This is a genomic window from Myxococcales bacterium (genome assembly GCA_016706225.1).
Lineage (GTDB): Bacteria > Myxococcota_A > Polyangia > Polyangiales > Polyangiaceae > JADJKB01.
This window is the reverse complement of the sequence record JADJKB010000008.1, coordinates 721,064-745,410: the sequence shown is the minus strand read 5'-3', so window position 1 is coordinate 745,410 and position 24,347 is coordinate 721,064. Positions and strand designations below refer to the sequence as shown.

Annotated in this window: 20 protein-coding genes and 2 pseudogenes; 11 read left to right on the top strand and 11 right to left on the bottom strand. The window is 67.0% G+C overall.

Translation table 11 applies throughout. From position 1 onward, the window contains the following. Positions 1–6 precede the first annotated feature (6 nt). From IPI67_17210 to IPI67_17185, 6 genes are all read right to left on the bottom strand, one after another. Entirely contained in the window at positions 7–510 is a 504-nt protein-coding gene (locus tag IPI67_17210; protein MBK7581932.1) for a hypothetical protein, read from the bottom strand. Next, positions 507–1,409, bottom strand: coding sequence for a hypothetical protein (locus IPI67_17205; protein ID MBK7581931.1), 903 nt, complete (start codon positions 1,407–1,409; stop codon positions 507–509). Before IPI67_17205 ends, IPI67_17210 begins: the two co-directional genes overlap by 4 nt. 58 nt (positions 1,410–1,467) lie before the next feature. Then, positions 1,468–2,769, bottom strand: a complete 1,302-nt coding sequence (locus IPI67_17200) for a CBS domain-containing protein (GenBank protein ID MBK7581930.1) — start codon at positions 2,767–2,769, stop codon at positions 1,468–1,470. Between the two features lie 9 nt (positions 2,770–2,778). After that, the gene (locus IPI67_17195) at positions 2,779–4,035 is read right to left on the bottom strand and encodes a hypothetical protein (GenBank protein ID MBK7581929.1); all 1,257 of its coding nucleotides are present in this window, start codon (positions 4,033–4,035) and stop codon (positions 2,779–2,781) included. Positions 4,036–4,114: 79 nt separating this feature from the next. Continuing rightward, a complete protein-coding gene (locus tag IPI67_17190; protein ID MBK7581928.1) occupies positions 4,115–5,140 on the bottom strand; it encodes an S-adenosylmethionine:tRNA ribosyltransferase-isomerase in 1,026 nt (341 codons plus the stop codon). Then, positions 5,137–5,862 (bottom strand): SDR family oxidoreductase, encoded by a 726-nt coding sequence (locus tag IPI67_17185; protein ID MBK7581927.1) that lies wholly within the window; start codon positions 5,860–5,862, stop codon positions 5,137–5,139. The genes IPI67_17190 and IPI67_17185 overlap by 4 nt, the downstream gene beginning before the upstream one ends. 90 nt (positions 5,863–5,952) lie before the next feature. On the opposite strand from IPI67_17185, the gene IPI67_17180 reads away from it, so the two are divergent. The 6 genes from IPI67_17180 (at position 5,953) to IPI67_17155 (ending at position 10,405) form a co-directional block, all read left to right on the top strand. Further along, positions 5,953–6,222: a hypothetical protein gene (locus IPI67_17180; protein ID MBK7581926.1), complete on the top strand. Its 270-nt coding sequence runs from the start codon at positions 5,953–5,955 to the stop codon at positions 6,220–6,222. Between the two features lie 322 nt (positions 6,223–6,544). Further along, the gene (locus IPI67_17175; GenBank protein MBK7581925.1) at positions 6,545–6,973 is read left to right on the top strand and encodes a phage integrase N-terminal SAM-like domain-containing protein; all 429 of its coding nucleotides are present in this window, start codon (positions 6,545–6,547) and stop codon (positions 6,971–6,973) included. 16 nt (positions 6,974–6,989) lie between these two features. Continuing rightward, complete coding sequence (locus IPI67_17170) at positions 6,990–7,448, top strand: tyrosine-type recombinase/integrase (protein MBK7581924.1); 459 nt, start codon at positions 6,990–6,992, stop codon at positions 7,446–7,448. A gap of 169 nt (positions 7,449–7,617) precedes the next feature. Beyond that, on the top strand, positions 7,618–8,010 hold the full coding sequence (locus tag IPI67_17165; GenBank protein ID MBK7581923.1) for a hypothetical protein: 393 nt from the start codon (positions 7,618–7,620) through the stop codon (positions 8,008–8,010). A 173-nt stretch (positions 8,011–8,183) separates the two neighbouring features. Continuing rightward, positions 8,184–9,758 (top strand): IS21 family transposase, encoded by a 1,575-nt coding sequence (locus tag IPI67_17160; GenBank protein MBK7581922.1) that lies wholly within the window; start codon positions 8,184–8,186, stop codon positions 9,756–9,758. After that, complete coding sequence (locus IPI67_17155) at positions 9,755–10,405, top strand: ATP-binding protein (GenBank protein MBK7581921.1); 651 nt, start codon at positions 9,755–9,757, stop codon at positions 10,403–10,405. The genes IPI67_17160 and IPI67_17155 overlap by 4 nt, the downstream gene beginning before the upstream one ends. Before the next feature lie 4,403 nt (positions 10,406–14,808). Here the strand turns inward: IPI67_17155 and IPI67_17150 are convergent. After that, entirely contained in the window at positions 14,809–15,885 is a 1,077-nt protein-coding gene (locus tag IPI67_17150) for a DUF5050 domain-containing protein (protein MBK7581920.1), read from the bottom strand. Between the two features lie 1,006 nt (positions 15,886–16,891). Here IPI67_17150 and IPI67_17145 point away from each other — a divergent pair. Then, a complete protein-coding gene (locus IPI67_17145) occupies positions 16,892–17,140 on the top strand; it encodes a hypothetical protein (protein ID MBK7581919.1) in 249 nt (82 codons plus the stop codon). Positions 17,141–17,194: 54 nt separating this feature from the next. On the opposite strand, the pseudogene IPI67_17140 reads toward IPI67_17145, so the two are convergent. After that, positions 17,195–18,459: pseudogene (locus IPI67_17140) on the bottom strand (IS110 family transposase). A gap of 434 nt (positions 18,460–18,893) precedes the next feature. Between IPI67_17140 and IPI67_17135 the strand changes: the two are divergent. Together IPI67_17135 and IPI67_17130 are read left to right on the top strand one after the other, a co-directional pair. Then, the gene (locus IPI67_17135) at positions 18,894–19,226 is read left to right on the top strand and encodes an adhesin (GenBank protein ID MBK7581918.1); all 333 of its coding nucleotides are present in this window, start codon (positions 18,894–18,896) and stop codon (positions 19,224–19,226) included. A 2-nt stretch (positions 19,227–19,228) separates the two neighbouring features. Continuing rightward, positions 19,229–19,462, top strand: coding sequence for a DUF4926 domain-containing protein (locus IPI67_17130; GenBank protein MBK7581917.1), 234 nt, complete (start codon positions 19,229–19,231; stop codon positions 19,460–19,462). A gap of 505 nt (positions 19,463–19,967) precedes the next feature. On the opposite strand, the pseudogene IPI67_17125 reads toward IPI67_17130, so the two are convergent. Together IPI67_17125 and IPI67_17120 are read right to left on the bottom strand one after the other, a co-directional pair. Further along, positions 19,968–20,696 (bottom strand): annotated as a pseudogene (locus tag IPI67_17125) (ATP-binding protein). A 3-nt stretch (positions 20,697–20,699) separates the two neighbouring features. Continuing rightward, positions 20,700–21,323, bottom strand: coding sequence for a hypothetical protein (locus IPI67_17120; protein MBK7581916.1), 624 nt, complete (start codon positions 21,321–21,323; stop codon positions 20,700–20,702). A 23-nt stretch (positions 21,324–21,346) separates the two neighbouring features. Between IPI67_17120 and IPI67_17115 the strand changes: the two genes are divergently transcribed. Together IPI67_17115 and IPI67_17110 are read left to right on the top strand one after the other, a co-directional pair. Further along, the gene (locus IPI67_17115) at positions 21,347–21,760 is read left to right on the top strand and encodes a hypothetical protein (GenBank protein MBK7581915.1); all 414 of its coding nucleotides are present in this window, start codon (positions 21,347–21,349) and stop codon (positions 21,758–21,760) included. After that, positions 21,736–22,011: a hypothetical protein gene (locus IPI67_17110; GenBank protein MBK7581914.1), complete on the top strand. Its 276-nt coding sequence runs from the start codon at positions 21,736–21,738 to the stop codon at positions 22,009–22,011. Before IPI67_17115 ends, IPI67_17110 begins: the two co-directional genes overlap by 25 nt. A gap of 77 nt (positions 22,012–22,088) precedes the next feature. Here the strand turns inward: IPI67_17110 and IPI67_17105 are convergent, their stop codons facing one another. Next, complete coding sequence (locus IPI67_17105; GenBank protein MBK7581913.1) at positions 22,089–22,967, bottom strand: ParB N-terminal domain-containing protein; 879 nt, start codon at positions 22,965–22,967, stop codon at positions 22,089–22,091. Between the last annotated feature and the right edge of the window lie 1,380 nt (positions 22,968–24,347).

The following is a 24,347-nucleotide window of genomic DNA, read 5'->3' as shown; positions in this document are numbered from 1 at the left end:
CGGACTCTAACCGCGATCGGCGGCGCTTCCCAGAGCGCGCACGAGATCCGCTAACTTTTCTCCCTCGAGCAGCGACGCGAGGCGGTGTTCGTCGTCGACCTCGACCAGCTCGACGAGCCCCACCGTTCCCGTGTGTGTCAGCGCCCGACTCCACTCGATGGGACAGATGGTGTCCGACCGCCCGTGAACCACCGTCACCCGAACGCCGTCGGGGATCCGCGCGTCGACTCCGAAGTGACCCACCGCCGGCGCAAGCAACAAGCTAGGCCCACGCCACAGCTGCCGCTGCAGGAGCAAGACCGCCACCGCACCCCCGAACGACGATCCGACCAGCACATCCGGACGGAACACCGCGAGCGCCGCGGCCTGAGTCGCCACCGAACCCTGGAAGTCACCGGTGTTCATCGCCGGCGCCGACAGCTCGAAATGACGCGCCAGGTACTGAGACTTCGCGCCGGTGGGACTGCCCTCGAGGCCGTGGATGAGCTGAACTCTGAGCTTGGCGCTCACGGCGCGCGCTCTTCGAAGGTCGCGGCTCCGGCGATGAAACGCAGCGGTACGATGCCGGTCGGACCCGCGTGGTTCTTGCGCACGACCAGCTCCACGGGTCGGCCACCGAGGGCCAGGTGCCGCTCGTTCAGGGGCGACCCCGAGGCATCGATCGCCCGCAGATCAGCGCTCAGGGTTGCCGCGGCGGCCACCAGATCCGAGTGGCGCGACAGCGCCGTGACGATCACCGCAGCCCCACCCTCGGCGATGCGGCGCAGCTCGAGCGCCACCTGGCCGACACGATTGTCGAGCGCCGCATTGGCCTGCGCCGCGCGCTCCCTGTCGCCTCCCACGTGAGCGCTGAAGGTCTCGATGCCGTCGATCACGACGACGACTCGTTCGTGCCGGGCCCAGAGCTCCGCCGCAGCGGCGGCGATGGCGGACGTGGTCTCGAAGCCATCGGTCTTGTGGACGTGGAACATGCTGCCCACCTTCTTCACGACCGTCTCCACCGCGGCGCTCACCGGCGCGTGTGTGGCGACGTCCTGCCACGCTTGTCCCGTCCAGATCGCCCCGTAGCTGACCCGACTCTCGGGGTGATCCCGATGCAGCGCTCGGGCCGCCAGCCGAGCAACGACCTCGGTCTCGTCGAGCACTGGGCTGACGAAGAGCGTGGCGGCGCGGGCCCGCGCGGCCATGTAGGCGAAAAACAGCGCGAGCGAGGTCTTGCCGACGCCGGCTGAGCCGGCAACGGACAGCAGAGTTCCGGTGCGGAGCCCGCCCGCCAGCATCCGGTCGAGGATCGGCAAGCCGGTGGCAGTGGCCGGGTGAAGCGCGCCCATGCGGGTCGTGACGTCGACCTGCATGCTGGCGAGCGACTGCGGTGCGCGGCGCGGGGGTCGTTCAGACTGCGAGGTCACATCGCGCACGATAGCCGAGCTGCACGAGCTTGTGAAACGCGCGCCTCGCAGCGTGGGCTCAAGCCTCGCCGTACAACATTCGTCGCAAATCGGAGCGTGTGACGATCCCGACCAGGCGCCCATCCCGCAGCACGGGCAGGCGGCCGACGTCGTGCTCCTGCATCAGCTGGAGGGCACGCTCGGGTGACGCGTCCGCGTCGATGGTCTTCACGTGCTGGCTCATCGAGCTCGACACGGGAAGCTCGAGTCGCCCGCCGGCTTCAGCCCGCTCCACGTCGCTCCTCGACACGATACCCACGACGACGCCATCGGTGAGCACCGGGACTCCGGTGTGGCGCCAGCTGTGGAGAGAGCGCGCGACGTCCGCCCACGAGGCGCCGGGCCCCACACTGTGCACCGGGCTCGTCATCAGCTCGGAGACCTTCCGCGCCTCCGGAGGCTGGGCACGCAGCGACGTCCGCAGCTGCTCGAGCACGCTCGCTGAGTCCCCACGGGCGAGCGTCGCGGAGGCTGCCGTCCGGTGGCCTCCACCCCCAAGCGCCCGCAGCGGCGCCCCCGCGTCGAGCAGCGGGGAACCTGAACGCGCGATGACGAACGTGCGCTTCTTGGCGATGCCCAGCACCACGAAGACCGCGGCATGCCCGGTCAGCTCGAGCAGCTCACTGACCACCTCGGCAAAGCCGGAGAAGGCGCGGCGGAGCTCGTGATGCACGAACGCGACCTCGAGGTTGCCGATGCGCTCGACCTCGAGCTGTCCCAGGAGCGCGACCAAGAGCGCCCGCTGGTTCGGCGTGAACGGTGGCTTCAGGTAGCGCGACATGACCCTGAGGCTGGCTCCCTGGTCGAGCAGCCAGCCGAGCGCGCGAGCGTCGCGCGCCGTCGTGCCGGCGTAGCTGAGCGAGCCCGTGTCGGCGTGGATACCCAGCGCGAGCAGGGTCGCCGAGGGCTCGTCGATGCGCGCGTCCTTTGCGATCATTTGCTCGACCATCAAGGTCGTCACCGAGCCCACTCGCTCGACGAACAGGTGATCGGCCCGCAGATCGTCGTCCGCCGCCGGATGGTGATCGTAGACACTGACCTCGATTTCACCGCGCTCAGCGCGCTCCACCAGCGCCGAGAAGAACGCGAGCCGGCTCTTCTGCCGCACGTCCACCACGATCAAGTGACGCACCGCCTCGGGCACGATCTGTTCGTAGCCGCGACTGGCAATGCGATCCTTGTGCAACGCCAGGTAGTCGCGCACCTCGTGGCCCAGCATGCGACCGAGCACGATCAGCGCGCCGGGGTGCAGAGTCTGCGCCGCAACCGCGGCCGCCAGACCGTCGAAGTCGGTCATCTCATGGGTGACGATGATCTCCACGCCGGGCGCTCACCCGCCGGGCGGGACCGGACTGCCGCCGAGCACACAGCTCGTGTGGCAGTAGTACGGCGCCGGCTTGACCTGCCAGTTCGGTATGTTGCACGCCACGTTCCCCGAGCTGCATTCCCAGGGCTCGAGCGCCAGGATGAGGGGTTTGCAGAGGCCGCCCAGACACGCCTGTCCGGCTGCGCACTTGACGTCGCAGCTGCCGCAGTTCGCCGAGTCCACCCCGGTGTCGACGCATTTGTCCGTACACTCGATCTTGCCGAGCGTCGTGCAATAGGAGTTCTTCGACACACACGCCCCGCTCACGCAGTTGTCGGAGAAGCCGCACTTGTTGCCGCAAGCTCCGCAGTGGTCCCAGTCACTGGCCAGGTTGCGGCACGTGGTGTCACCCGTGCACTGGATCAGCCCGTGGGCGCAGGCCGGGAGCTTGCACTGGCTGCCGACACAGATCTGGCCGTCCGGGCACTTGTTGCAACCCCCGCAGAACTGCGGGTCCTTGCTGGCATTCACACACGCGCTTCCGGAGCCTGCGCTGCATTGAGTCAAGCCGGCATCACAGGTGCACTTGGAGGCTGCGCACACCAGCTTCTTGGCGCCCGTGGGCGCGCCCGCGCACGGCTTGCCGCAGCCGCTGCAGTTCAGCGGGTCCTTGCTGAGGTCGATCTCGCAGCCGTTGGCCGCGTTGCTGTCGCAGTTGTCGTAGGGAGCCGCACACTGGAAACCGCACGCGCCCTTCGTGCACGTGGCGCTCGCGTTGAGCACCACCGGGCAAGCAGACTTGCAGCCGCCGCAGTTCTTGCTGTCCGATTCGGTGTCCGACTCGCAGCCGTTGGTCAGGTCCCCGTCGCAGTCAGCGTACGGAGCCGAGCACTTCACGCCACACGCGCCGGAGCTGCAGCTGGCCTTGCCGTTGACAGGATCGGAGCAGGCTTGCCCGCAAGCACCGCAGTTCGCGAGGTCGTTGGACGTGTTCACGCAGACGCCGTCACAGAGGGTCTGGTTCTGACCACACTGCGCAGAGCCTCCGCTGCCCCCCGTCTGCCCGCCCCCGCCGGTCGCCGTGCCGCCGCTGCCGCCCCCGCTCGTGCCGCCGGTCGCCGTGCCGCCCGCACCGCCCGCGCTCGTGCCGCCGGTGACGCCGCCGTCCTCCGCGCCGCTGCCGCCCGTCCCGGAGCTCGGGACGAACGAATCACCACCGCACGCGGTGGTGACGGTGGCGCCGACGACAGCTCCCCAAAGCAGTGTAGCCAAGACCCTCATGCGCCGAAGTTATCACGGCCCCGTGCCACACGCTCTCTCCCGGCGCTGCTCTCGATCAGCCGGCGCAGACCCGGGTACATCACGCGGCCTCGGCTCGCCGCGCTGGTCGGGGCAACAGCAACCACGAGTCCCCCAGCTCGTGACCCAGGTAGCCGCTCCGCTCCGCGTGTGCGTGGGCGGCCTCCAGGCGGGCGCGCGGCGCGAAACTCTCGAGCAGCTCGAAGTGACTCGTTCCTGGGTCGTGGGCGCCGGTCAGCAGCCCATCGACCACGGAGAGCGGTTGCCCTCCTGTGAGCTTCAGTTCTGCGATGCCCGAGCCGGCGCGCACGCGGCCATGCAAGAGCGCGGAGGCTTCGAGCGCACGCACCACGCTGGTGCCGGCTGCGATCACACGACTGGCCTGCTCGACGAGCGCCGCAGTGCGCGGCGGGATCTCGTACCGTTCGGGCCATGGCAAGCCGGCGTCGACGACTTCGGAGCCCGTCGACGACAGGCCCGCCGAGTGGGTGAGCGAGGCCAGCTTCACGCCGCGTCGAAGCAGCTGCGAGAGCACGCCGAAGCTGAGCGGGCGCCCGGCGCTCGGCATCTCGAACGCCCAGGGGCGCGAAGCAAAACGGCTCTGCACGTGCCAGAGGGAGAGCGCGCCGACGAGGTACGAGTACTGGATCGGCCTTCCCTCGGCGTAGAGCCCTCGATAGAGCGCTGCTCCCTTTGCCTCGAAATCGAAGCCCACGAGCCGCTCGTTCTCGACGCGCTCGATCCGAGCAGCGAGCCGACCAAAGTGCACGAGCTCGCCCGGCTCGAAGCGCGGAGGCGGGGCTCGCAGCTCCGTTGGGGTGCGCCAGCTCCCTGCGCCGAACACGACCGCGCGGGCCCGAGAGCCGTGGAGCTCGGCCAAGCGCGCCTCGAAGCGCGCTCCTGTTTCGGTCACACCGTCGAGCGCCGCCGGCAAGGTCGCCGCGTCGTTGACCACCAGCAGATCGCCCGCTCCGAGGAGCTCCGGTAGCTCGCCCAGCACGCGATCCACGAACCCGGCGCCTTCGGGCTCGATCACCAGCAATCGTTCGGCCTCCGGCTGCGAACGTGGCCAGGTCGCGGGCCTCATGCGGCCTCCAGCGCCGCGGCGTCGAAGCGCGCCCCGTCCGCCCATGGCGTCTTGCCCGACAGCAGCGCGATGATGCGCGCGGCCACCGCCTCGGGCGAAGCGAGGGTGGCCGGATCGGCCTCGGGAAGCGCTGCCGCGTGCATCAGCGTGTTCATCTCGCCTGGGTCGATGCTCAGGAAGCGGACGCCGAACGGCGACAGCTCCACCGCGAACACGCGGCTCAGGTGATCGAGGGCGGCCTTCGAGACCGAATACGCCCCCCACCCCGCGTAGGCGGCGACGGCCGCGTCGGAGCTCAACGACACGACCAGCCCGTCCCCGCGCGCGGCCATGCCGCCAGCAATCGCCTTCGTGAGCCGGAACGGTCCGAGCAGGTTGACGTCCAGCACGTGCTGAAAGTCCTCGCACTCGGTGTCGAGCAAGTGCCGGAGCGGCGTCACGCCCAGCGTGCTGGCGTTGTGGATCAGGATGTCGATTGGACCAACCAGTGCCTGCGCGGTCCCCGCCAGCGGATAGATCGCGTTCTTGTCCGCGACGTCCGCCACGATGGCGTGCGCGTCGCCACCGGCTGCGCGAATCGCAGCCACCACCTCTTCGAGCTCGTCGGCGTGACGGGCAACCGCCGCGATGCGCGCGCCGGCGCGACCCAGCCCGAGCGCCAGCGCCCGCCCCAGCCCTCGGCTCGCCCCAGTGATCAAGACCGCTTTGTCCTCGATTTGCATGCTGTCTCCTCTGCTCACTGCAAACTACGGCGGCCTGGTGATTATGCTGTCACCGGTGCCAATTTATTGGCAGAATGCCCTTCGAGCAACATGGCCGATGACCTCGCGACTCGCCTCGCCCACAACGTGAAGGAGCTGCGCCAGGGCTGGGGCTTCCAGCCCGCCCGCGGCGATCGGATCCACCTGGACTTCGAGCTGGTGGAGTGGAGGCGATCATCTGATTGCGTCGCGCTTGGATCGCGACCGCGGGATGACGAAGTTCGCGGAATTGGCCACCTTCCGTCGATTCTGGTCTTGATCAAAGGGCCGCGCTTTCGCGTGATCGCCTCCAGTCTGCGGGCGCGCAAGGGCGAGGAGTGACTCTTCCTCGGGGAGAACACGCGCGTGCCGTTCGGGAACGTAAAGAAGACCGTCGACTCCAGCCTGGGCGAGCTGCGCGGTGGCGCCTCCGGCGCAGAAGCGGCCTGAGCCGCGCGAACCGCAGGGCGGCGACCGCCACGTTCGCCACTGGCGAAAGCCAGCGCGCCAGTGACGAGGGCGACCATTTCGAGCGAATTCCGGCGGAATCGCTCTTGGCACGAAGCGCGCATTGCGCCGGAGCATGGAGATGCCCCCGCACAGACCTGCGGCAGGACCGGCCGCCCTGCTAGCGGATGTTGGGCGGGCGATCCGTTTGCGCGGCATGAGCCCTCGCACCGAGAAGGCCTACTGCGGTTGGGTCAAGCGGTACCTTCGCTTCGTGCGGCGCGACCCGAGGACAGTCGGAGCTCCCGCGGTGTCGGCGTTCCTGTCGCACCTCGCCACCGATCGCGACGTGGCCGCGTCCACACAGAACCAAGCGCTTGCCGCTCTGCTCTTCCTCTACGGAGAAGTACTCGGCATCCAGCTGGAGGCAGTCGAGAACTTGGTGCGCGCGAAGCGCCCGAAACGCCTCCCGGTCGTGCTCACGCACACCGAGGTCCGCGCAGTCTTCCGCGAGATGACCGGAGTCACCGGGATGCTGACGAGGCTGCTCTACGGGTCAGGTCTACGCATAGACGAGTGCATCACGCTGCGCGTGAACAACCTGGACTTGCAGCGTCGCGAAATCGTGGTGCAACGCCAAGGGTGAGAAGTCGCGCGTCACGATCCTTCCGCAGTCGCTCGTGCCCGAGCTCATCGTGCACCTCAACGCGGTGGCCGAGCAACACCGAGCCGACCTTCAAGATAATTCCGGATACGTCGAGCTGCCCCACGCGCTGCGGGCCAAGTACCCTAACGCGCCGCGCGAGTGGCGGTGGCAGTGGATATTCCCCGCGGCCCGGCACTACGTCCACGCCGCCACTGGCGAGCGCCGACGCCACCATATCCACGAGACCACACTCCAGCGTGCCGTCCACGTCGCCGTGCGGGTCGCTGGCATCACCAAGCACGCTTCGGCCCACACTTTCCGTCACTCGTTCGCGACCCACCTGCTGGAGGCCGGGTATGACATCCGCACCATCCAGGAGCTCCTTGGACACGACGACGTTTCGACGACGATGATCTACACCCACGTGCTGAACCGAGGTGGCCACGGGGTCAAGAGCCCCCTCGATGCCCTCTGAAAAGCGGGAACTCGAGCGCTACCCGACCGGGATATCACCAACCCCCGCCCGGGGTAACGTCGGCGTTACCGGCAATCGCCTAGTGCTACACGGAACTGGAAGACTGGGACTACGTCGTGGGTATAATTACGACGTTATTCGGATTTCGCCCCACGCAGCGGGGGTCTCGATGGCGGCGACGAAAAGTCTCTCTGAGCTCCAACTGGAGGATTTCGACGCGGTTCCAATCTGGCGCACCGTCACGGGCGACTGCGACGCGGAGACCGTCGCACTCCTTACTCAGAAGCTCACCGTCGATCCGGATGACTTCGAGCTGTGGGTACGCGTTCACGGCGTCATGAAGAACGGCAGTCGCCTTGTTGGCATCGCTCGCGCGCAGGGCGATCCCGCGCAGCTTGACCTGTTCTCGTTTCTCATCGGTTCAAGCTGGGTGCCGCTGATCTTCAAACCAGCACCGGACTTCGTGCTGACCCGCCAGGGTCCGGCGCCATTCTGTTCGCGCCTGGGTTTGCCAGTCTGCGAATTCCGGACGCACTTGAGCGCTCGTTCCGACGGCACTTGAGCACCGATTCCGACGCGACTTGAGCGCTCGTTCCGACGCACTTGAGCACCGATTCCGGGCCACTTGAGCGCCCGTTCCGGCGCACTTGAGCGCTCGGCTCTCTGGCCGGAGCACAGCGGCGGGTCCTTCCCCGAAGCGTTGGTCGCCGCCGCGGTGCGGTGCGACCGGCGCGCATGGAACGACTCAGCATGCGCAAGGTTCGAGAGACTCTCCGTTTGACCGACGCTGGCCGCAGCCAGCGTGAGGTCGCTGCGTCGCTCGCGATCGCGACGGGCACGGTCGCGGGGTACCTGCAGCGCGCGCGGGAGGCGGGGCTGACGTGGGAGCGCGCGGAGGCCATGACCGACGAGGCGGTCGAGGCGTTGCTGTTCCGCTACCTCGGCCACAACGAGCCGGCGGCGCGCGCGGTGATCGACTTCGCGCACCTGCATCGCGAGCTGAGTCGCACTGGCGTCACGCTGCAGCTGTTGTGGGAGGAGTATCACGCAGCGGCGACCGGCTGCGGCGAGAGTCGGCTACCGTACCGCTACAGCCAGTTCTGCGAGCTGTACGGTGCCTGGCGGAGCAAGCTGTCGCCGACGATGCGCCAGGTGCATCGCGCCGGCGAGAAGGCGTTCCTCGACTACTCGGGCAAGCCGCACATCGTCGATCCGCAGACGGGCGAAGAGCACGAGGTCGAGCTGTTCGTGATGGTGCTCGGCGCCAGCAACTACACCTTCTCCGAGGCCACGCTCACCCAGAAGATCGCCGACTTCGTCGGTTCGACGATCCGCGGGCTCGAATACTTCGGAGCGTCGCCGGAGGTGCTCGTTCCTGATCAGCTGCGCAGCGCCGTCCGCGGCCCCGACCGCTACGACCCGCTGATCAACGAGACCTACCTCGACTTCGCGAGACACTACGAGCTCGCGGTGATCCCGGCGCGGCCGCGCAAGCCGCGAGACAAGGCCAAGGTCGAAGCGGCCGTGCTGCTGGCGCAGCGCTGGATCGTCGCGCGGCTGCGCAACAGCAAGTTCTTCAGCCTGAGCGAGCTCAACGAGGCCATCGCGGACCTGCTCGAGGACCTCAACGCTCGGCCGTTCAAGCGGCTGGAAGGCTGTCGTCGCTCGGCGTTCGAGAGCATCGACCTGCCAGCGATGCGGCCCCTGCCCGCGCTGCGCTACGAGCTGCGCGAGCGGCGCAAGGTCGGCGTCAACATCGACTACCACGTCGAGTTCGACTTCCGACACTACAGCGTGTCGCACACGCTGATCGGCCAGCAGGTCGAGGTGCGCGCAACAGCGAGCATCGTCGAGATTTTCCGGAACAATGAGCGAATCGCGTCCCACCCGCGCAGCTATGGCAGGCGCGGCACGCCGGTCACCTGCGACGCGCATCGTCCGCTGCAACACGAGCATCGGACGTGGCCGCCCGAGCGCATGCTCGAGTGGGCCTCGACGTTCGGGCCGGCGGTCGCCACCGTGGTCGAGCGCACGCTCGCGCAGTACGTGCATCCCGACCAGGGCTACCGCGCGTGTCTCGGCCTTCTGCGTGTCGCCCAGAAGCACGGCGCCGAGCGCATGGACGCTGCGTGCGCCCTCGCGCTGACGGCGAGCATCTCGCGCGCACCGCACCGCAAGTACATCGAAGCCATCCTCCGGCAGGGACTCGACCGCGAGCAGCGGTCGCCCGCCGCCACCAGAGCTGCACCGCTCGAGCACGATAACGTGCGCGGCGGTGAGTATTACGACCGAAAGGAGATCGTCCATTGACCACCATCGAAGACACCCTCACCAAGCTCGACGAGCTGCAGCTCGGCGCCATGGCCGAGGCGACACGCGAGCTGATGCGCGCGCCGCCGGATCAACGACTCAACTTCGACGAGAAGCTCGGCATCATCGTCGATCGCGAGTGGACCGCACGCGACAACCGGCGCACCGCACGGCGCCTGAAAGAGGCCAAGCTCGCGACCCAGGCGACGTTGGAAGACGTCGCGTGCGATTCCGAGCGCGGCATCGCCAAGGCCACCGTCCGCCAGCTCGCGACCTGCCGCTGGGTCAGCGAGCACCACAACGTGATCGTGACCGGCAAGACCGGCGTCGGGAAGAGCTACCTTGGTGCCACACTCGCGGACGCTGCATACCGCGCCGGGCACCGCTCGCTTTTCGTCCGCGTGCCGCGCGTGCTCGAAGAGCTGGCTCTCGCGCGCGTCTCCGGCACGTCGAACTCGCTGCTCGGCAAGCTCGCGCGCATCGACGTGCTGGTGCTCGACGACTTCTTGCTCAACCCGATGACCGACGACCAGCGGCGCGACCTGCTGGAGGTGCTCGAGGACCGCTACGGCAAGTCGTCGACCGTGATCACCACCCAGCTCGCGACGAAAACTTGGCGCAGCGCTCGGAGATCCGACGATCGCTGACGCGATCTGCGACCGCGTCGTGCACAACGCCCACGTCGTCTCGCTCGGCGGACCATCCATCCGCGCGAAGAAGGCCTGACCAAGGAACCGACCAAGCAGTCCTGACCCCACCCCACCCGTCGCTGCGCTCCGATCAGCGCTCAGATGCCTTCGGAATGACTGCTCAGTCAGCGGACGGTGCTCGCTCGGTCGGAATACGCACCAGTCGGCGAGGTCTTCCCAATGCGCGTGTCCACCGAGGTCCGACTCAGCGCCAGTGGCGACGTCTTGGTCGTCGAACTTTGCGCTACCTGACGGGTCTCCTCGTCCCGCCGAGCCTGATCGCATCAGACCAGGCAGCACCGCATAACTCACGTTGCACCCGCCGAACGCCAGTCATTCCGACTTCCCCGTCCGTTCCGCTTCCGCGGGCGACCACACTGATGCGGCACTCGCCCGCGTCTGCAGCGCCTCGCCGCCTGACGACTTGACGCTCGGCGTTCGCGGGTGAACGTGTGTCTCGTTATGCCGGTGTCTCGCGAGACCACGGCGCCTTGCCGACTGTCTTTGCGGTCTCAGATTCAGAGTTCCTCCGCTTCGACGAGAGAGGCAGCGCGGCCGAGCCCACGGCGCCCACGCGACTGTTGAAGTCGAAAGTCTCTCGCGCGTCCGGTCGCGCCATGACGACCCCGACCGTGATCGCGCTCGAGAACGAGCCGGCTGTTGAACGAGCCGCGCTGCAACCAAGACCACTGCGCCTTGCCAACCGTGGCGCAGCGAGCAGAAGCCGCGCGAGCTGACGCCAAGCTCCGAGCTCGCGGCGCCACGTTGCACGGTGGCGCCCACGGCTCCGCGCCCTGAACCACCGTGGCACGGCATAACTCGCGTTGCACCCGCCGAACGCGGGTCTTGCCGACTTCACCGTCCGTTCTGAAACGGCCGGCGCCCTCTCTGTCTACGGCTTGCGCCGGCCTGCGAAAGCGCCGCGCTGTCTGCTACGATGTTCCTCGCGTTCGCGGGTGAACGCGCTCTCGTTATACCGGTGTCTCCCGAGACCCACGGCGCCTTGCCGACTGTCTTTGCGGTCTTCAGAGTTCCTCCGCTTCCAACAGCCAGCGCGGCCCGAGCCCCCGGCGCCCTGCGTCTCCGCGGTTGACGCCGAGCGCGCGTCTCTCGCGTCCGGTGGCGCCTTGACGACCCCGACCGTGATCGCGCTCGAAAACGAGCCGGCTGTTGAACGAGCCGCGCTGCAACCAAGACCACCCCCCAACGCCTTCCGACTGGAGCCCATCGGCAGAAGGCGGGCGACCTGACGCCGAGCTCCGAGCTCGCGGCGCCACGCCGCACGGTGGCGTCCCACGGCTCCGCGCCCTGAACCACCGTGGCACGGTATAACCTCGCGTTCCACCCGACGAGCGCGGGTCTTGCCGACTGGACCGTCCGTTCCGCGGCGGCCGGCGCCCAATTTTCTGCGGCACGCGCCGGCCTCGAAAACGCCCGGCGGTCTGGTACGATGGTCTCGCGCGTTCGCGGGTGAACGCGATGGTCGTTATGCCGGTGTCTCGCGAGACCACGGCGCCTTGCCGACTGTCTTTGCGGTCTCAGATTCAGAGTTCCTCCGCTTTGAGGAGCGGGGCAGCGCGAAGCCGAGCCCACGGCGCCGGGCGGGCTGTTGAGGTCGGAAGTCTTCCACGGCGTCCGGTCGCGCCAGGGCCGACCCCGACCGTGATCGCGCTCGAAGACGAGCCGGCTGTTGAACAATCGCAGCTGCGCCCAAGACCGCCAGCGCCTTGCCGACCGGAGCCGTTCAGCAGAAGCCGGGCGAAGCTGGCGCCGAGCTCAGGCCGAGATCACGGGGCCGCGCCGTGGAGCGCCCCACGGCTCCACTCCTGAACCACCGACGCACGGCGCATAACTCGCGTTCCACCCGCCGAACGCGGGCCTTGCCGACTTCACCGTCCGTCCCGCGGCGGCCGGCGCCCAAATTGATGCGGCACGCGCCGGCGTCTGTATGCCCCTGCCGTCTGATACGATGATCTCGCGCGTTCGCGGGTGAACGCGCATCCGTTAGGCGGACATGACCTACTATCCCGACCTGACCCAGAGCACGCTCGCGGCGCGCGGCAAAGGTGTTCGAGCGGTCGGGTGGCTTTCCTCTCTACACGACTACCCCCGCGGCACGAGTCCTCCAGGCTTCCTTGCAGCGCTCAGGGTCTTGCGCGAGCAATCTCTTGAGATGTTTGAAGTGCTCACGTGGTGGCCGGCCTTTGCAGGTCCACATACTTGTGAGTTCTGCGGGAGCCATCTCGATTCCGGGGAGATTGCCGTGCCGTCCGGTGACCTCCTCTTTGTGGCGCCGAGGATGATCGTCCACTACGTCGAGACGCACGACTACGTCCCACCTCTGGTTTTCGTTCAAGCGGTGCTGTCTTGCCCGAACCCCGCCACGTCGCAGTACGCGGAGTCCGTCGCGGTCACCACGCGACCAGACGAGGATGGCGCGCCTCGAGTATGCCTAGCCTGCGACTAAACCGGTCGTCCAGCAGCCGCCTAACTCACGTTGCACCCGCCGAACGCCGGCCATGGCGAGTTTCACCGCCCGTTCCACCTCCGCGGGCGAACACTCTGATGCGGCACTCGCCCGCGTCTGCAGCGCCTTGCCGACTGACGACTTGACGCTCGGCGTTCGCGGGTGAACGTGGTTCCGTTATCCGGCCGACCCGGGCTGACTCTGCCCGAGTACCCATCGTTGGCCCGGCCAACAAGAGGCCCCCGGTTCGCTCGACGACATTGTCGTTGGGCCAGCGACCACCCTTGAGTTCACCTGCGTCGTCGACGCCGAAGGCAGCCTCTGGCTATCGGATCGCCGTTCGGAACACGTCGCGTGCGCACGCGGGCCCCGGTTCTGGCTGCTGGCGAGCTTCTCTGTCGGTGACGCCAAGAAGAGTGGCGGTCGTGCAGTTACGAACCAGTCCACGGGATACTGCCCCGAACCCAGCTGTTGGCCGGCTTCGCGATGCCCTCCGCGCAGCCGGACTCGAGCCGCCGCCCGCGTTCCCGCACGAATTCGAGTTCCGCCGCTGCCCTGGCTGCTGCGCGATCAACCTTCAACCTGACATGCCCGAGTGCGGTGAGGCGGGACCGACCTGCCGGACGCGTGGAACTTCACCGACGCCGGATAACTCACGTTGCACCGCCGAACGCCAGTCTTGCCGACTTCACCGTCCGTTCCGCTTCCGCGGGCGAACATTCTGGTGCGGCACTCGCCCGCGTGAGACGCGCCTCGCCGACTGACGACTTGACGCTCGGCGTTCGCGGGTGAACGTGTGTCCCGTTATACCGGTGTCTCCCAAGACCCACGGCGCCTTGCCGACTGTCTTTGTGGTCTCAGATTCAGAGTTCCTCCGCATCGACGAGCGAGGCAGCGCGGCCGAGCCCACGGCGCCTTGCCCGCGGTTGATGCCGGAAGTCACTCGCGCATCCGGTCGCGCCATGACGACCCCGACCGTCGTGGCGCTCGAAGCCGGGCCCGCTGATGAACAGTCGCGCTGCGAACCGGGTTTGCTGCGCCTTGCCAGCAGAAGCCGCGCGAGCTGGCGCCGAACTCCGAGATCACGGCGCCACGCCGCACGGTGACGTCCACGGCTCCGCTCCCTGAACCACCGACGCACGGCATAACTCGCGTTCCACCCGCCGAACGCGGGTCTTGCCGACTTCACCGTCCGTTCCGCGGCGGCCGGCGCCTCTTCTACGGCACGCGCCGGCCTCGAAAATGCCCTGCCGTCTGATACGATGATCTCGCGCGTTCGCGGGTGAACGCGCATCCGTTAGGCGGACCTGAAGTGCAAGACCGGGCACGGCTCAGCGACGTGCTAGTCATCGGCTACGGCGCGCTCGCTGTGGTTCACCGAATGCGTTTTGGCAGCGCGCCAAACCCGGCCTGGCTAATCCTCCTCTGCGCAGCGACGGGCTGCGTCTGGGCCACACTCGGGCGCGGATCCCACGGGGAGCGCCGAGTGCGCGCGACGTCGTTCATCGCAGTTCTGCTGATTGTGCTGTCCGGTCGCCAGCTCTTTCTCCTTCTCGCCGGCTCGGGCCTTGCAACCCACGGATTCCTGGGCATGGTGTTCCGAGAGATCATTACGACCGGACGGACAGGGCCCGCGCGCCGACACACCGGTTGGCGTGCTGTCGGGGGTGGTCTGGCCCGCTCGCCAAACCTCCCGCGGGTGCCGCCTAACTCGCGTTGGACCCGCCGAGCGCCGGTCGTGGCGAGGTTCACCGTCCGTCCCGCGCCCGCGGGCGACCACTTTGTTTTCGGCACTCGCCCGCGTGCGTTCACGCCTTGCCGTCTGTTACGATGAGGCACGGCGCTCGCGGGTCAACGCGTGCCCCGTTATCCGGCCCCCGGATGTTCGCTGGGCCTATTTCGCGGCTTTCATCACCCTGCCCAGAGGGCCATCTTGGTCGGTCCAGTACACGTGCGAGGCATCGAGCGCCAGGTCTTCGGGCGTTGCCAAACCTTGTGCAATGGCCGTTGGCGACCCGCCCGGGGTTAGTTTCATGATCGCGCCGTCCATCTTGCCCCATCCTCTGTTAACCCAGTAGAGACTCTTCCCGTCCGCTGCGATGGTGGTTGGATCGGTCTGACCCACTGCGAGCACGGTCACCGGTCCTCCCTGGATCGGCACGCTTGCAACTTTGCCTTCCGACCCCGATGCGCCGATCGTGAAGTACACGTTGCCGCCGGCAATTGCCAAGGCTTGGGCCGTTCCTGTTGCCGTCGCCAATTCAACCGGTGTGCCGCCTGACAATGTCGTCTTCATGATCTGCCACTTTTTGTTCCCCCAGTAGACGCCGCTCGCGTCGACCGCAAACCCGTACATGTCGAACGACGACGCGAAGTCCTGCGCGATCACCGTCAAATCGGCGCCCGACAGCGTTGCCTTTGCCACCGACGTGTCGGCGGTCCAGAAGAGGTTGCCGTCCTGCACCGCGATGTGCCTCCCGCAAACGTTCGAAGACAAGCTGGACGGAGTGCCGCCCCCCTGCAACAGAGAAAAGACGCAGCCCTGGGCGGTTGGCGTGGTGTAGTAAATACTGGTCGCGTCCAACGCGAGGTCCCGAATGTCTTGGTCGACTTTCACCAGCCACTCGGTCGCACCTCCCGCCTTTGGGATCTTCAGGAGCCCGTGACTCTGGTTGTTGAAATCGTACGCGACCACGTAGATGCTGTTCGCGCTCAGGGCGATCCGAGTTGGGTTCCCGAGGTCCGACGCGACCGCGATCGGACCTGCGGGCTGCCCGCCACCGCCCACTTCCCCAGCTGCGCCCCCGGTGCCGCCGGTGGAGCCCCCGCCGCCGTTCCCTCCCGACACCGCTCCGCTAGCGCCGGCTTGACCGCCGCCACTCGGTCCGCCCGAGTCGCCGCCGGTCTCGCAGGCAACGCACACAGCAACGACCATCAATCCTGTCGCGCCGAGCAGCCATCCCCACGCCATGCGTCGTCATTCTAACACGCCAAGTGCCGGCGCCCGACGCTCTTGGACGAGCCGGATAACTCGCGTTCGACCCGCCGAGCGCCGGTCGTGGCGAGTTTCACCGTCCGTTCCGCGCCCGCGGGCAACCACTCTGTCTTCGGCACTCGCCCGCGTGCGTTCACGCCTTGCCGTCTGTTACGATGAGCCACGGCGCTCGCGGGTCAACGCGTGCCCCGTTACTCGGCTTGAACACGCGCGGTCCCAGGCTCCGCGCAGCTTCAGGTCGCGTCGTCAGCGTCCTGGGTTCCGTCCCCCGCCGCATCACCCGCCCCCGACTCCACACCCCCGTCAGAGTGCAAACCAGAGTCCGGCTGGCACAACGCACCCCAGTCAGGTGGCGGGCAACTTGGAACAAGGATGCCTCCCGCCGCTATGCTCGCATCCATCGTTTGGACCAACGTGTCGCAATAGCAGGCCTGTTGGTCGCAAAATACGACGCACTGGTGGTACGGCGCCGGCAGGCACTCCGACGCATACGGTGGCATGAAGCCGAGCTCAGGGCATACCGGTTTCGACTGCGGCGGCCGGCACGTGCAGGAAGCGTTGGACTCATATTGGAAGGTCGAACAGACAGAACTCACCGAATCGGTCTGTGTCGTGCAAGCGCAAGTGTACGTTAGGAAGCCGGCGCAACATTGGCCCGGGTCGCAGTCGTCGTCGGATTTGCAGGAGTGCTGCCACCCACACTCGCTCGCTCCGGCGTCAAAATCCGGCACGACCTGCGGAGCCGACAACTCGTCATCGCGACACGCAAGCAGCGCAAGGAGCGGCAGAGCCGCAAGCACTGGGCTCTGCGCAAGCTTGTCCCGCCGAGCTGCCATGCCAAATGCTTGTCCACGCGTCCCGCCGCTGCAACCAAGCCCGGTCCTTTCACCTCGCATGCCGCATAACTGGACGTTGCACCCGCCGAACGCCGGTCTCGCGAGTTGAGCAGCCTCACGAAGATGGAGGGACCCGCGCCCGATAGTTGACGTGCGACTGGGCGCCATCGAAGGGCCTCGACACCTGCTCTTCGAGCGGGATCTGGATTCAGGGGGGCGGCCCGCAAATCGATGGTTTTATTCTGCCCAACCGCCATCCCGAGCAACTCACTTTCACGTTGTCGTCGGCGGGCAGCGTCCTCGTGACTTCCACCGCAAGCCCGACCTACTCGACTCAGCAGCCGAATGGTCCGGACTGCCCACCGACCTGCAAGAACGCGAAGATCCAGCTCTGATCGTGCTGCGGCAAGTGCGCCGCATAACTCACGCCCTGAGGCGGACCGCAAGCCCTACTGAGCTTGCTGCACCGCAAACGCGAGCAGGGGGGAGCCACGCTTTTGGAGTGCGGTCAGGTAGCGTGATTCGTCGTAGCGGGTTCGGTCGAGCCAGCAGCGGTGAATGATTCGGATCCATTTGAAAGCGAGGAGCGGACTGCGGCGTTGTGTGACGAGCCCTTGGCGCGCTGCTTCTCGTAGAAGGCCTTGGCCCAAAACGAGCGCGGAATGGTCTGCTCGGTCCACTCGACGAAGGTTTGGCGGAGGAACTTGGTGCAGGCGTAGCGCCAATGGACCCAGCTCTTGTTCCCGCTGCGCTCGGTGACCGGCGCGATGCCCATGCACTTCTGGACGGCAGCGGCGGTGGGGAACCGCTCGCGACGCTCGCCGAAGGCAGTCAGCAGTCGAGGAGCCAGCGCAGGACCGGCTCCAGGGAGCGAGTCGAAGAGCTCGAAGTCGGGCAGCGACTGGGCCAAGGTCGCGATCCTGACGTCGAACTGCTCGATGGCGGCGCAGACGGCACGGAGCTGCGGCAGAAGGAGCTGGACCATGAACCGAGCGGGCTCGATGGCACCAGCGTCGGTCGTGAGCGGCCGTTCGCTGTGGAGCTCTTCGAGGCGGCGGTCGATGACGGCCTTCTGTCGAACGTTGTGGCCGTGGAAGAACGCGACCACGGTCTCGCGGCGAGCTCTCTGGGCGTCCTGGAGGGTCGGCCAGCGCTCGATGAAGTCGATGAACACGTCGGTCCACTTGTCGCGAAACCAGCCCAGAACCTGCGGGTAATGGGCCTTGAGTGCAGCCGTGATGCGGTTGGTGATGCGCACCCGGTCCTCGACGAAGGCGCGGCGTTCGGCGACGAGACGGCGGAGCTGTCGCATGGGAGCGCTTTCCCGTTTGAGTGGCGGAAGCTTCTCCGGATGGCGCAGCAGCAGCTCCAGGATCAGCTCTGCGTCGGTGGGGTCGTCCTTTGCGTTGCTGGGCACGAAGGTCTTGCGGTAGCCGGCGACGGTGCCGGGCCTCACCGGGCAGACGACGATGAAGTCGTGCTCGAGCAAGGCCGAGACGATCGGGCCTTCCTCGAGCTCGACGGCCACGGCGACCGGGGCACCGGCGAAGCGCTCACGGAGTCGAGCAATCCACGCTTCAAGAGCGGCCGGGCGGTGAGGAACGACCTCGCGCTCCAGACCCTCGTTGCCAGGGACACTGAGGCAGACATCGTGCTTCTTGTCGGCCCAGTCCAACCCGATGAATGCGGCAAATTCGTCGAGACTTTTCTGCATGCGACCTCCTCGGCTATTCTTCTGGTCGGGACATGCAGCGGCCGCGCCCAGCGAAGGCAATATGGTGAGCCGGTTCGAGCGGCTTCCCCTGAGGATTCGTTACAGGCGAGGCACACCCACGGGTTCGAATGCGAGTTAGAGAGCATCAACTGCTCGACGTTGCAGATTCGTAGCCCGCGGGTGCATGTCCCGCTTTCCATCCTCCGGTCTGAGCAGAAGTCTGAGAAGCAGAACGGAGCGGCCATATCACGTTGCACCCGCCGAACGCCGGCCTTGCCGACTTCACCGTCCGTTCCGCGGCCGCGGGCGAACACTCTGATGCGGCACTCGCCCGCGTCTGCAGCGCCTTGCCGACCGTCGACTTGACGCTCGGCGTTCGCGGGTGAACGTGTGTCTCGTTAGCCAGACAGAGACGAAGAACCGGGACCTCGCAGGTGCTGCTCCCCAACGCTGATCGTGCCGTCGTCGAACCTGCAAAGGTCCGCGACTACCTGCTGTCACCCGAGCACCCGGTCGGGCGATTCAAGGCAGCGTTCTTCCGGGCGCTCGGCTACACCGCAGACCAATGGGAAGTGCTTCGCGCCGATCTGGCCCTCGTTGCCCAATCCGCAGACGCCACGCCGACCGAACTGGGACCGTTCGGACAGAAGTTCGAGGTCCGTGCTACGCTCACCTCACCACTCGGACGAGCCGCCAAGATCACCGCAGTGTGGATCGTTCGAACCGGTGAGGATGTTCCTCGATTTGTGACAGCATTCCCCGCGTAGCCATGACCTTCAAGCTTCTCGACACCGTCGTTCTTGAGCGAGACCTTCCAGATGCTGGTCTTCGGCGCGGTGATCTGGGCGCTGTCGTCGAGGTCTACGAGCCGGACGGGCTAGAGGTCGAGTTCGTGGCCGCGTCGGGCCGCACCCAAGCACTCGTCACGTTGCGCGAGAGTGATCTTCGCCACGTCGATGACCGTGATCTGATCGCTGTGCGACCACTCCAGCGCGCGGTTTGAGCCGTCTTGCCGTGCGCTGGCTAACTCACGCCCTGAGGCGGACCGCAAGCCCTACTGAGCTTGCTGCACCGCAAACGCGAGCAGGGGGGTCTACTCTTCAAAGGGGAACGATGGCTACCCACTCTGCGACGCGATCTATCCGGACCGCCCGGCCGGTTGCGTCTTCGGTTCGGCATTCGGCCAGACTTCTCCCTGTGCCATCGGCCGCTTCCACAATCCCAACGGCGCTGGCGGCTACAAGAACTTGTTCGCCCACGGATGCGACTCAAGTCCCGGGCATTCCGGTGGCGCGGTGCACACGTTCGTAGGTGGCAACGGTCCTTACATCCTGGGCATCGCCTTCTTCTTCTTCGGCGCTCGCCAAGAATGACCCACCTCTGCTCGGGAGAATCGACCCGGCTTCTTGATCGGGTAAATCGTGGTGCACCGATTTCGGCGTTGGTGCGAAGAAGCCGCAGGCCCCGGTAGGGGCGCTGCGGCTTCCGAAGCGGAGGTCAGGTCGCCGTTAGCCGGAGGGATCGCGCAAGGACGGGCCGTCGATGGTGACGGTGTGGCACTGGTGGCGGATGCGGCTGAGCAGAGCGTCGCAGAGGGCCTTGTTGCCGAGGAAGTTCTGCCACTCTTCGTAGCCGAGGGTTGGTGGTGATGATCGTGGCCTTCCGCTTGTAGCGCTCCTCCATCAGACGGAAGAAGACGTTGGTCTGCTCGGGCCGAAGATTCAGGTATCCCATCTGTCGATGACGAGCAGATCCACGCGGGCGAGGCGGTTGAGCAGTTTGCGTGACGAGCGGTCAGCGAGCGAGGCGTACATCTCGTCGAACAAGTCCTGCGCTTTGAGGAAGAGCCCGCGGTGTGCCGTTCTGGAGGGCCTTCAGGAGCAGGCCGGTGGCGAGTCCTGTCTTGCCCACGCCGGTGCCACCGATGAAGACCAGATTCTCGGCGCGGGCAACGAAGTCGAGGCTGGCGAAGCCGCGGATCTGGCGAGCGGAGATCCCCGGCTGGCGCTTGAAGGGGAACGACTCGATGGTCCACTGCTCAGGCATGGCGGCGCGCTTGATGCGCCAGTTGAGGGCGGACTCTGCTTGTTGTGCCACTCGGCGCGCAGCAAACGGAGCAGGAACTCGCCGTAGGTGAGCTGCTTTTTCTCGGCGTGCTGAAGCTCCTCTTCGATGATCTGGCGGACCTTGCTGAGGTGCAGGGTCTTGAGCAGCTGATGGAGCTCGTCGTCGCGCATGGGTCACTCCTGCTCGTCGTCGGGGTCGCGACGCGGGAAGTAGTCGTGGCGGATGTTGCGCAGGATCGTGGTCTCGATGCGCTCGAGGTCGTAGAGGCCGTAGCGAGCTGCGTCGCGGAGCGCGTCGATGAGCGGTGGCTGCGGATAGTCGCGCAACAGGCGGCGAAGCTGGCGCAGGCGGGCAACGCCCCGTCCTCGAGGTGCGCGCCGGTGCAGCTCGGTGATCCAGGTGGCGAGCTCGGGAGCTCGGCGTGCAGCTGGCGCTCCTCGGCGACGAGCTGCTCGTCGCGGCGCTGCCTGTGCTCGGCGCGCTCCGGCTCGGGGAGCCGCACTCGCTGGGCCATCCACCCGGCGCGGATGGGTGGCAACCACGCGCGGCCCATCGAACAGCTGGATCTCGGTCTTGGTCTCGCGCACCTCGAGCTGGTGACCGATGTAGCGAGCGGGCACTTCGTAGCGAAACGTGTGGACGTTGACGTAGCTCTCGAGGTCGACGAGGCGGGTGTGGATGCGATAGACGGGTGAGCGCCAGGCGGGCAACGGGACGAGCAGGTGGCTCTCGGCCGCGAAGAGATCGCGGCGAGCGGCGTGAGCTTGCGGCTGAAGGCGGCGTTGATCTTGTCGCACCAGATGACGGCTTCGCGGTTGGCGTGGTCGAAGTCGTGGAACTTGCGCCCAACGAGGAAGTTGTTCTGCACGAAGTCGAACAGGCCCTCGACCACGGCGGAGCGGTTGGCGTCGCCCTTCTCGTGGGCGCGGAACTCGAAGCCGCGCGCTTCACCGAAGGATGCCATCTCGGGCACGGGAACCATGTCTTCGCCGGTGCCGCGCAGCACGATGACGCTGCTGTTGTCGACCATGCAGATGGGGCAGGTGCCGCCCACGTAGTCGAAGGAGTCGTCGAGGAAGACCTTGCACTCGAACCGCGTGAACTGCGGGTACAGCTGGACGTAGGCCAGCCGCGAGTAGGCGAGCGCGAGCCCGCGATCTGCACGGCCCTCTCGCGCCCGCCGATGTCAGCGAAGTGGGGAGACGTGTCGTGCTGCATCTCCTTGCCTGGCTGATGGTCGTAGCGTCCCGCAGGCTTCTTTGGCTCGTGCCCGATGCCGTGACGGCGACAGTACGCGGTCAGGGTCGGGTACGAGAGCTGTGCGCCCTGGGCCGCAAGCTCCTCGTGAACGCGCACGAGGTTGCCCTTGCACTCGTGGACCAGCTGGACGAGCTCGTCGTGGTACGGCTCGGCTTTCTCGCTGCGGTCGAGGGCTGGGACATCGGTCGCTCCCGATGCGATGACCCGCCGAACCGCGTTGCGTGAGATGCCGAGCATGCGAGCGATGACGCGTTTGCCATGACCCGCTTGTTGCAGGGGTGAGGATGGTGGATCGAGTCGTCTCATCCAACATCGGGAACCTCCTTCTCGATGGTGCTGACCAAGTGCTCGACGTCGCGGCGCGCGCCAGCAGCAGTCCGCCGCAAAGCGCGCCTGCTCCGGCGGCAACAGCTGCTGAACGACCCACCCCGGACTCGAGTCAGCGCGCGCCGGGCGATGCCACCCACGGCGCCGACGTCTCGCTCGAGCTCTTGCGCCGGGTCGTCGGGCTTGCCGCCGCGTGGCTCGCTGGCACGCAGAAGCAGCTCCGGGTGCAGCAGCAACTGCTCGCGGCTCGTCTCGCTGCCGCGTGCAAACGCAGCGCACAAGAGCGCCGTCTGCCGCGTGCTCGGGCGGAGCGGGGCGAGGGCCTGGGCCAGGGCGATGGCGCCCGCGCGGTTGGCGCGCGCCAAAGGCAACAGGTGTTTCATGGCGGCGTGCGGGGACAGCTTTCCGTCGCGCACCAGCTGCTGGATTGCTTCGGGCAGCGTCGCGGCCAGGCCGAGCCGGCGACTCCACCCAGCTCGGGCTGCGACCGAAGCGGCGGGCCAGATCTTCGAGCGACAGCTCGAATCGCTCCTGGAGCTCGCGCACCAGCCATGCCTGCTCGAGCGCGCTCTCCCCTCGGCCGCGCGCATCAGCCGCCCGAGCAGCAGCGCCTCCGGCTCGGGCAGGTCCCAGCAGGTGGCGCGGACCAGATCCTGGCCGAGCTTGTGGAGCCCTCGGACCCGCTTGTAGCCGTCGACCAGGATGTAGCGGCCGGCGTCTGTCGCCGCGATCACGACTACCGGCAGCTGCTGGCCGTCGCGAGCCAGGGACGCCACAACCCGGCTGTCGCGCTCGCGGCTCGTCGTCCGCAGCGCCTCGTACCGGCGGTCCAGCTGGTGGAGCTCGAGGTCCATGGCCACCGCGACGGTCGCAAATCCTCAGCCCGTGGTCCGTCTCCTCTCGTATCTCGCCGCCGCCGTCACAGACCCAGCTCCCGAAGCTCCGTCATGCTCGCCTCGAGCTCTGCGAACGCCGTGATGGTGGAGCGCACCGCTGCCACCGCGCGCCTGAGCTTTTCCCCGCGAGAACGCCGGTTTGTGCGCTGCCAACGGCCCGATCGAGCAACTGCTCGGCCTGCGAGACCAGGCCACGGAGCCTGCCCAGCAGGGCCCCGCCCATCACCGTCGTCTTCTCTCGTATCTCGCGCAAGCGCTGGCCCCAGCGCCATCGCCGCTGGTAGTCCCGCTGCTCTCGGCGGAACGGGACCACCACGTCCTGGTAGTGCTCGGCCGTCATCTCCTTGTTATTGGCGCGCCACTCGCGGCACTGCTTCGCGTGCCGGCCTCGCTGGCACTCGGGCGCGCCACAGGTGACCTGGCGCTCACGAACTCTTGGGTCTGGAACGAACTCGCCGCTACACTGCACGCAGCGGCAGGGGTTGTTGAATTCATCCGGGCATGGTGTCCGGCCATCATCTCCTGCCGCTACTTTCCATCCCGACCACGGGCTCGGCCGCGGAGGCGAGAGCGGACAAGCTCCGACGATCTGCGGCACCCCGACCGCTCCGGCGCAACGGCTGCCCCACGCCACAAAGCTCTCGCCTCTGTGGCGAGCACCGCGCCGCTCATCGCGCTCCGCGCGCCACGCCGTTACCGCGGCGCGGCCCAGCTCAGCGTCACCCGCAAGGGTGGGTCACTTCTGACGAGCGGAGGCGGGTCAATTCTGCCGAGCGCCTAAGCCTTCTTCCAGGACTGCGATACCTGCTACGGTGCGACCGGGGACATTCGGGCTTACCCGACTGACGTCGTCCGAATCAACGATTGGCTATACAGCTATATGCTGAACAAGCGCGCCCAATACCCGTGAGATCGACATGGAGCGCTTCCTGGCCACCGTAATCCTCGTGACTCTCGGTTGTGAAACAGCTGACCCTGCCGACTTGGGTGACGCGAGCGGCGACGCAGGTGACGCGCCGTGCACGTGCAGTATCGTTGAGGATCGTCTGCTGTCCGAGCTCTCGAGCAACCGCACGTGCGCGGTCGACAACGACTGTCAACAGGTATTGCTGAACTGCTTGCTTATTGACCGTCCCACCTGCAGCAATTCCTACTACGTCAACCTCAACGCAGACACCGCGCAACTCAAATTGGATTCTGCAATGCTCGACGCTTGCGTCGCGGCTTGCGATCCGACCCGACACTGCGGCGGATGCCTGATGGGGTACCCCCCCGTCTGCGACAAGGGGAAGTGTGCACCGGGCGTCGTGCCTTGACTTAGATGCCCGCCACGCCCGT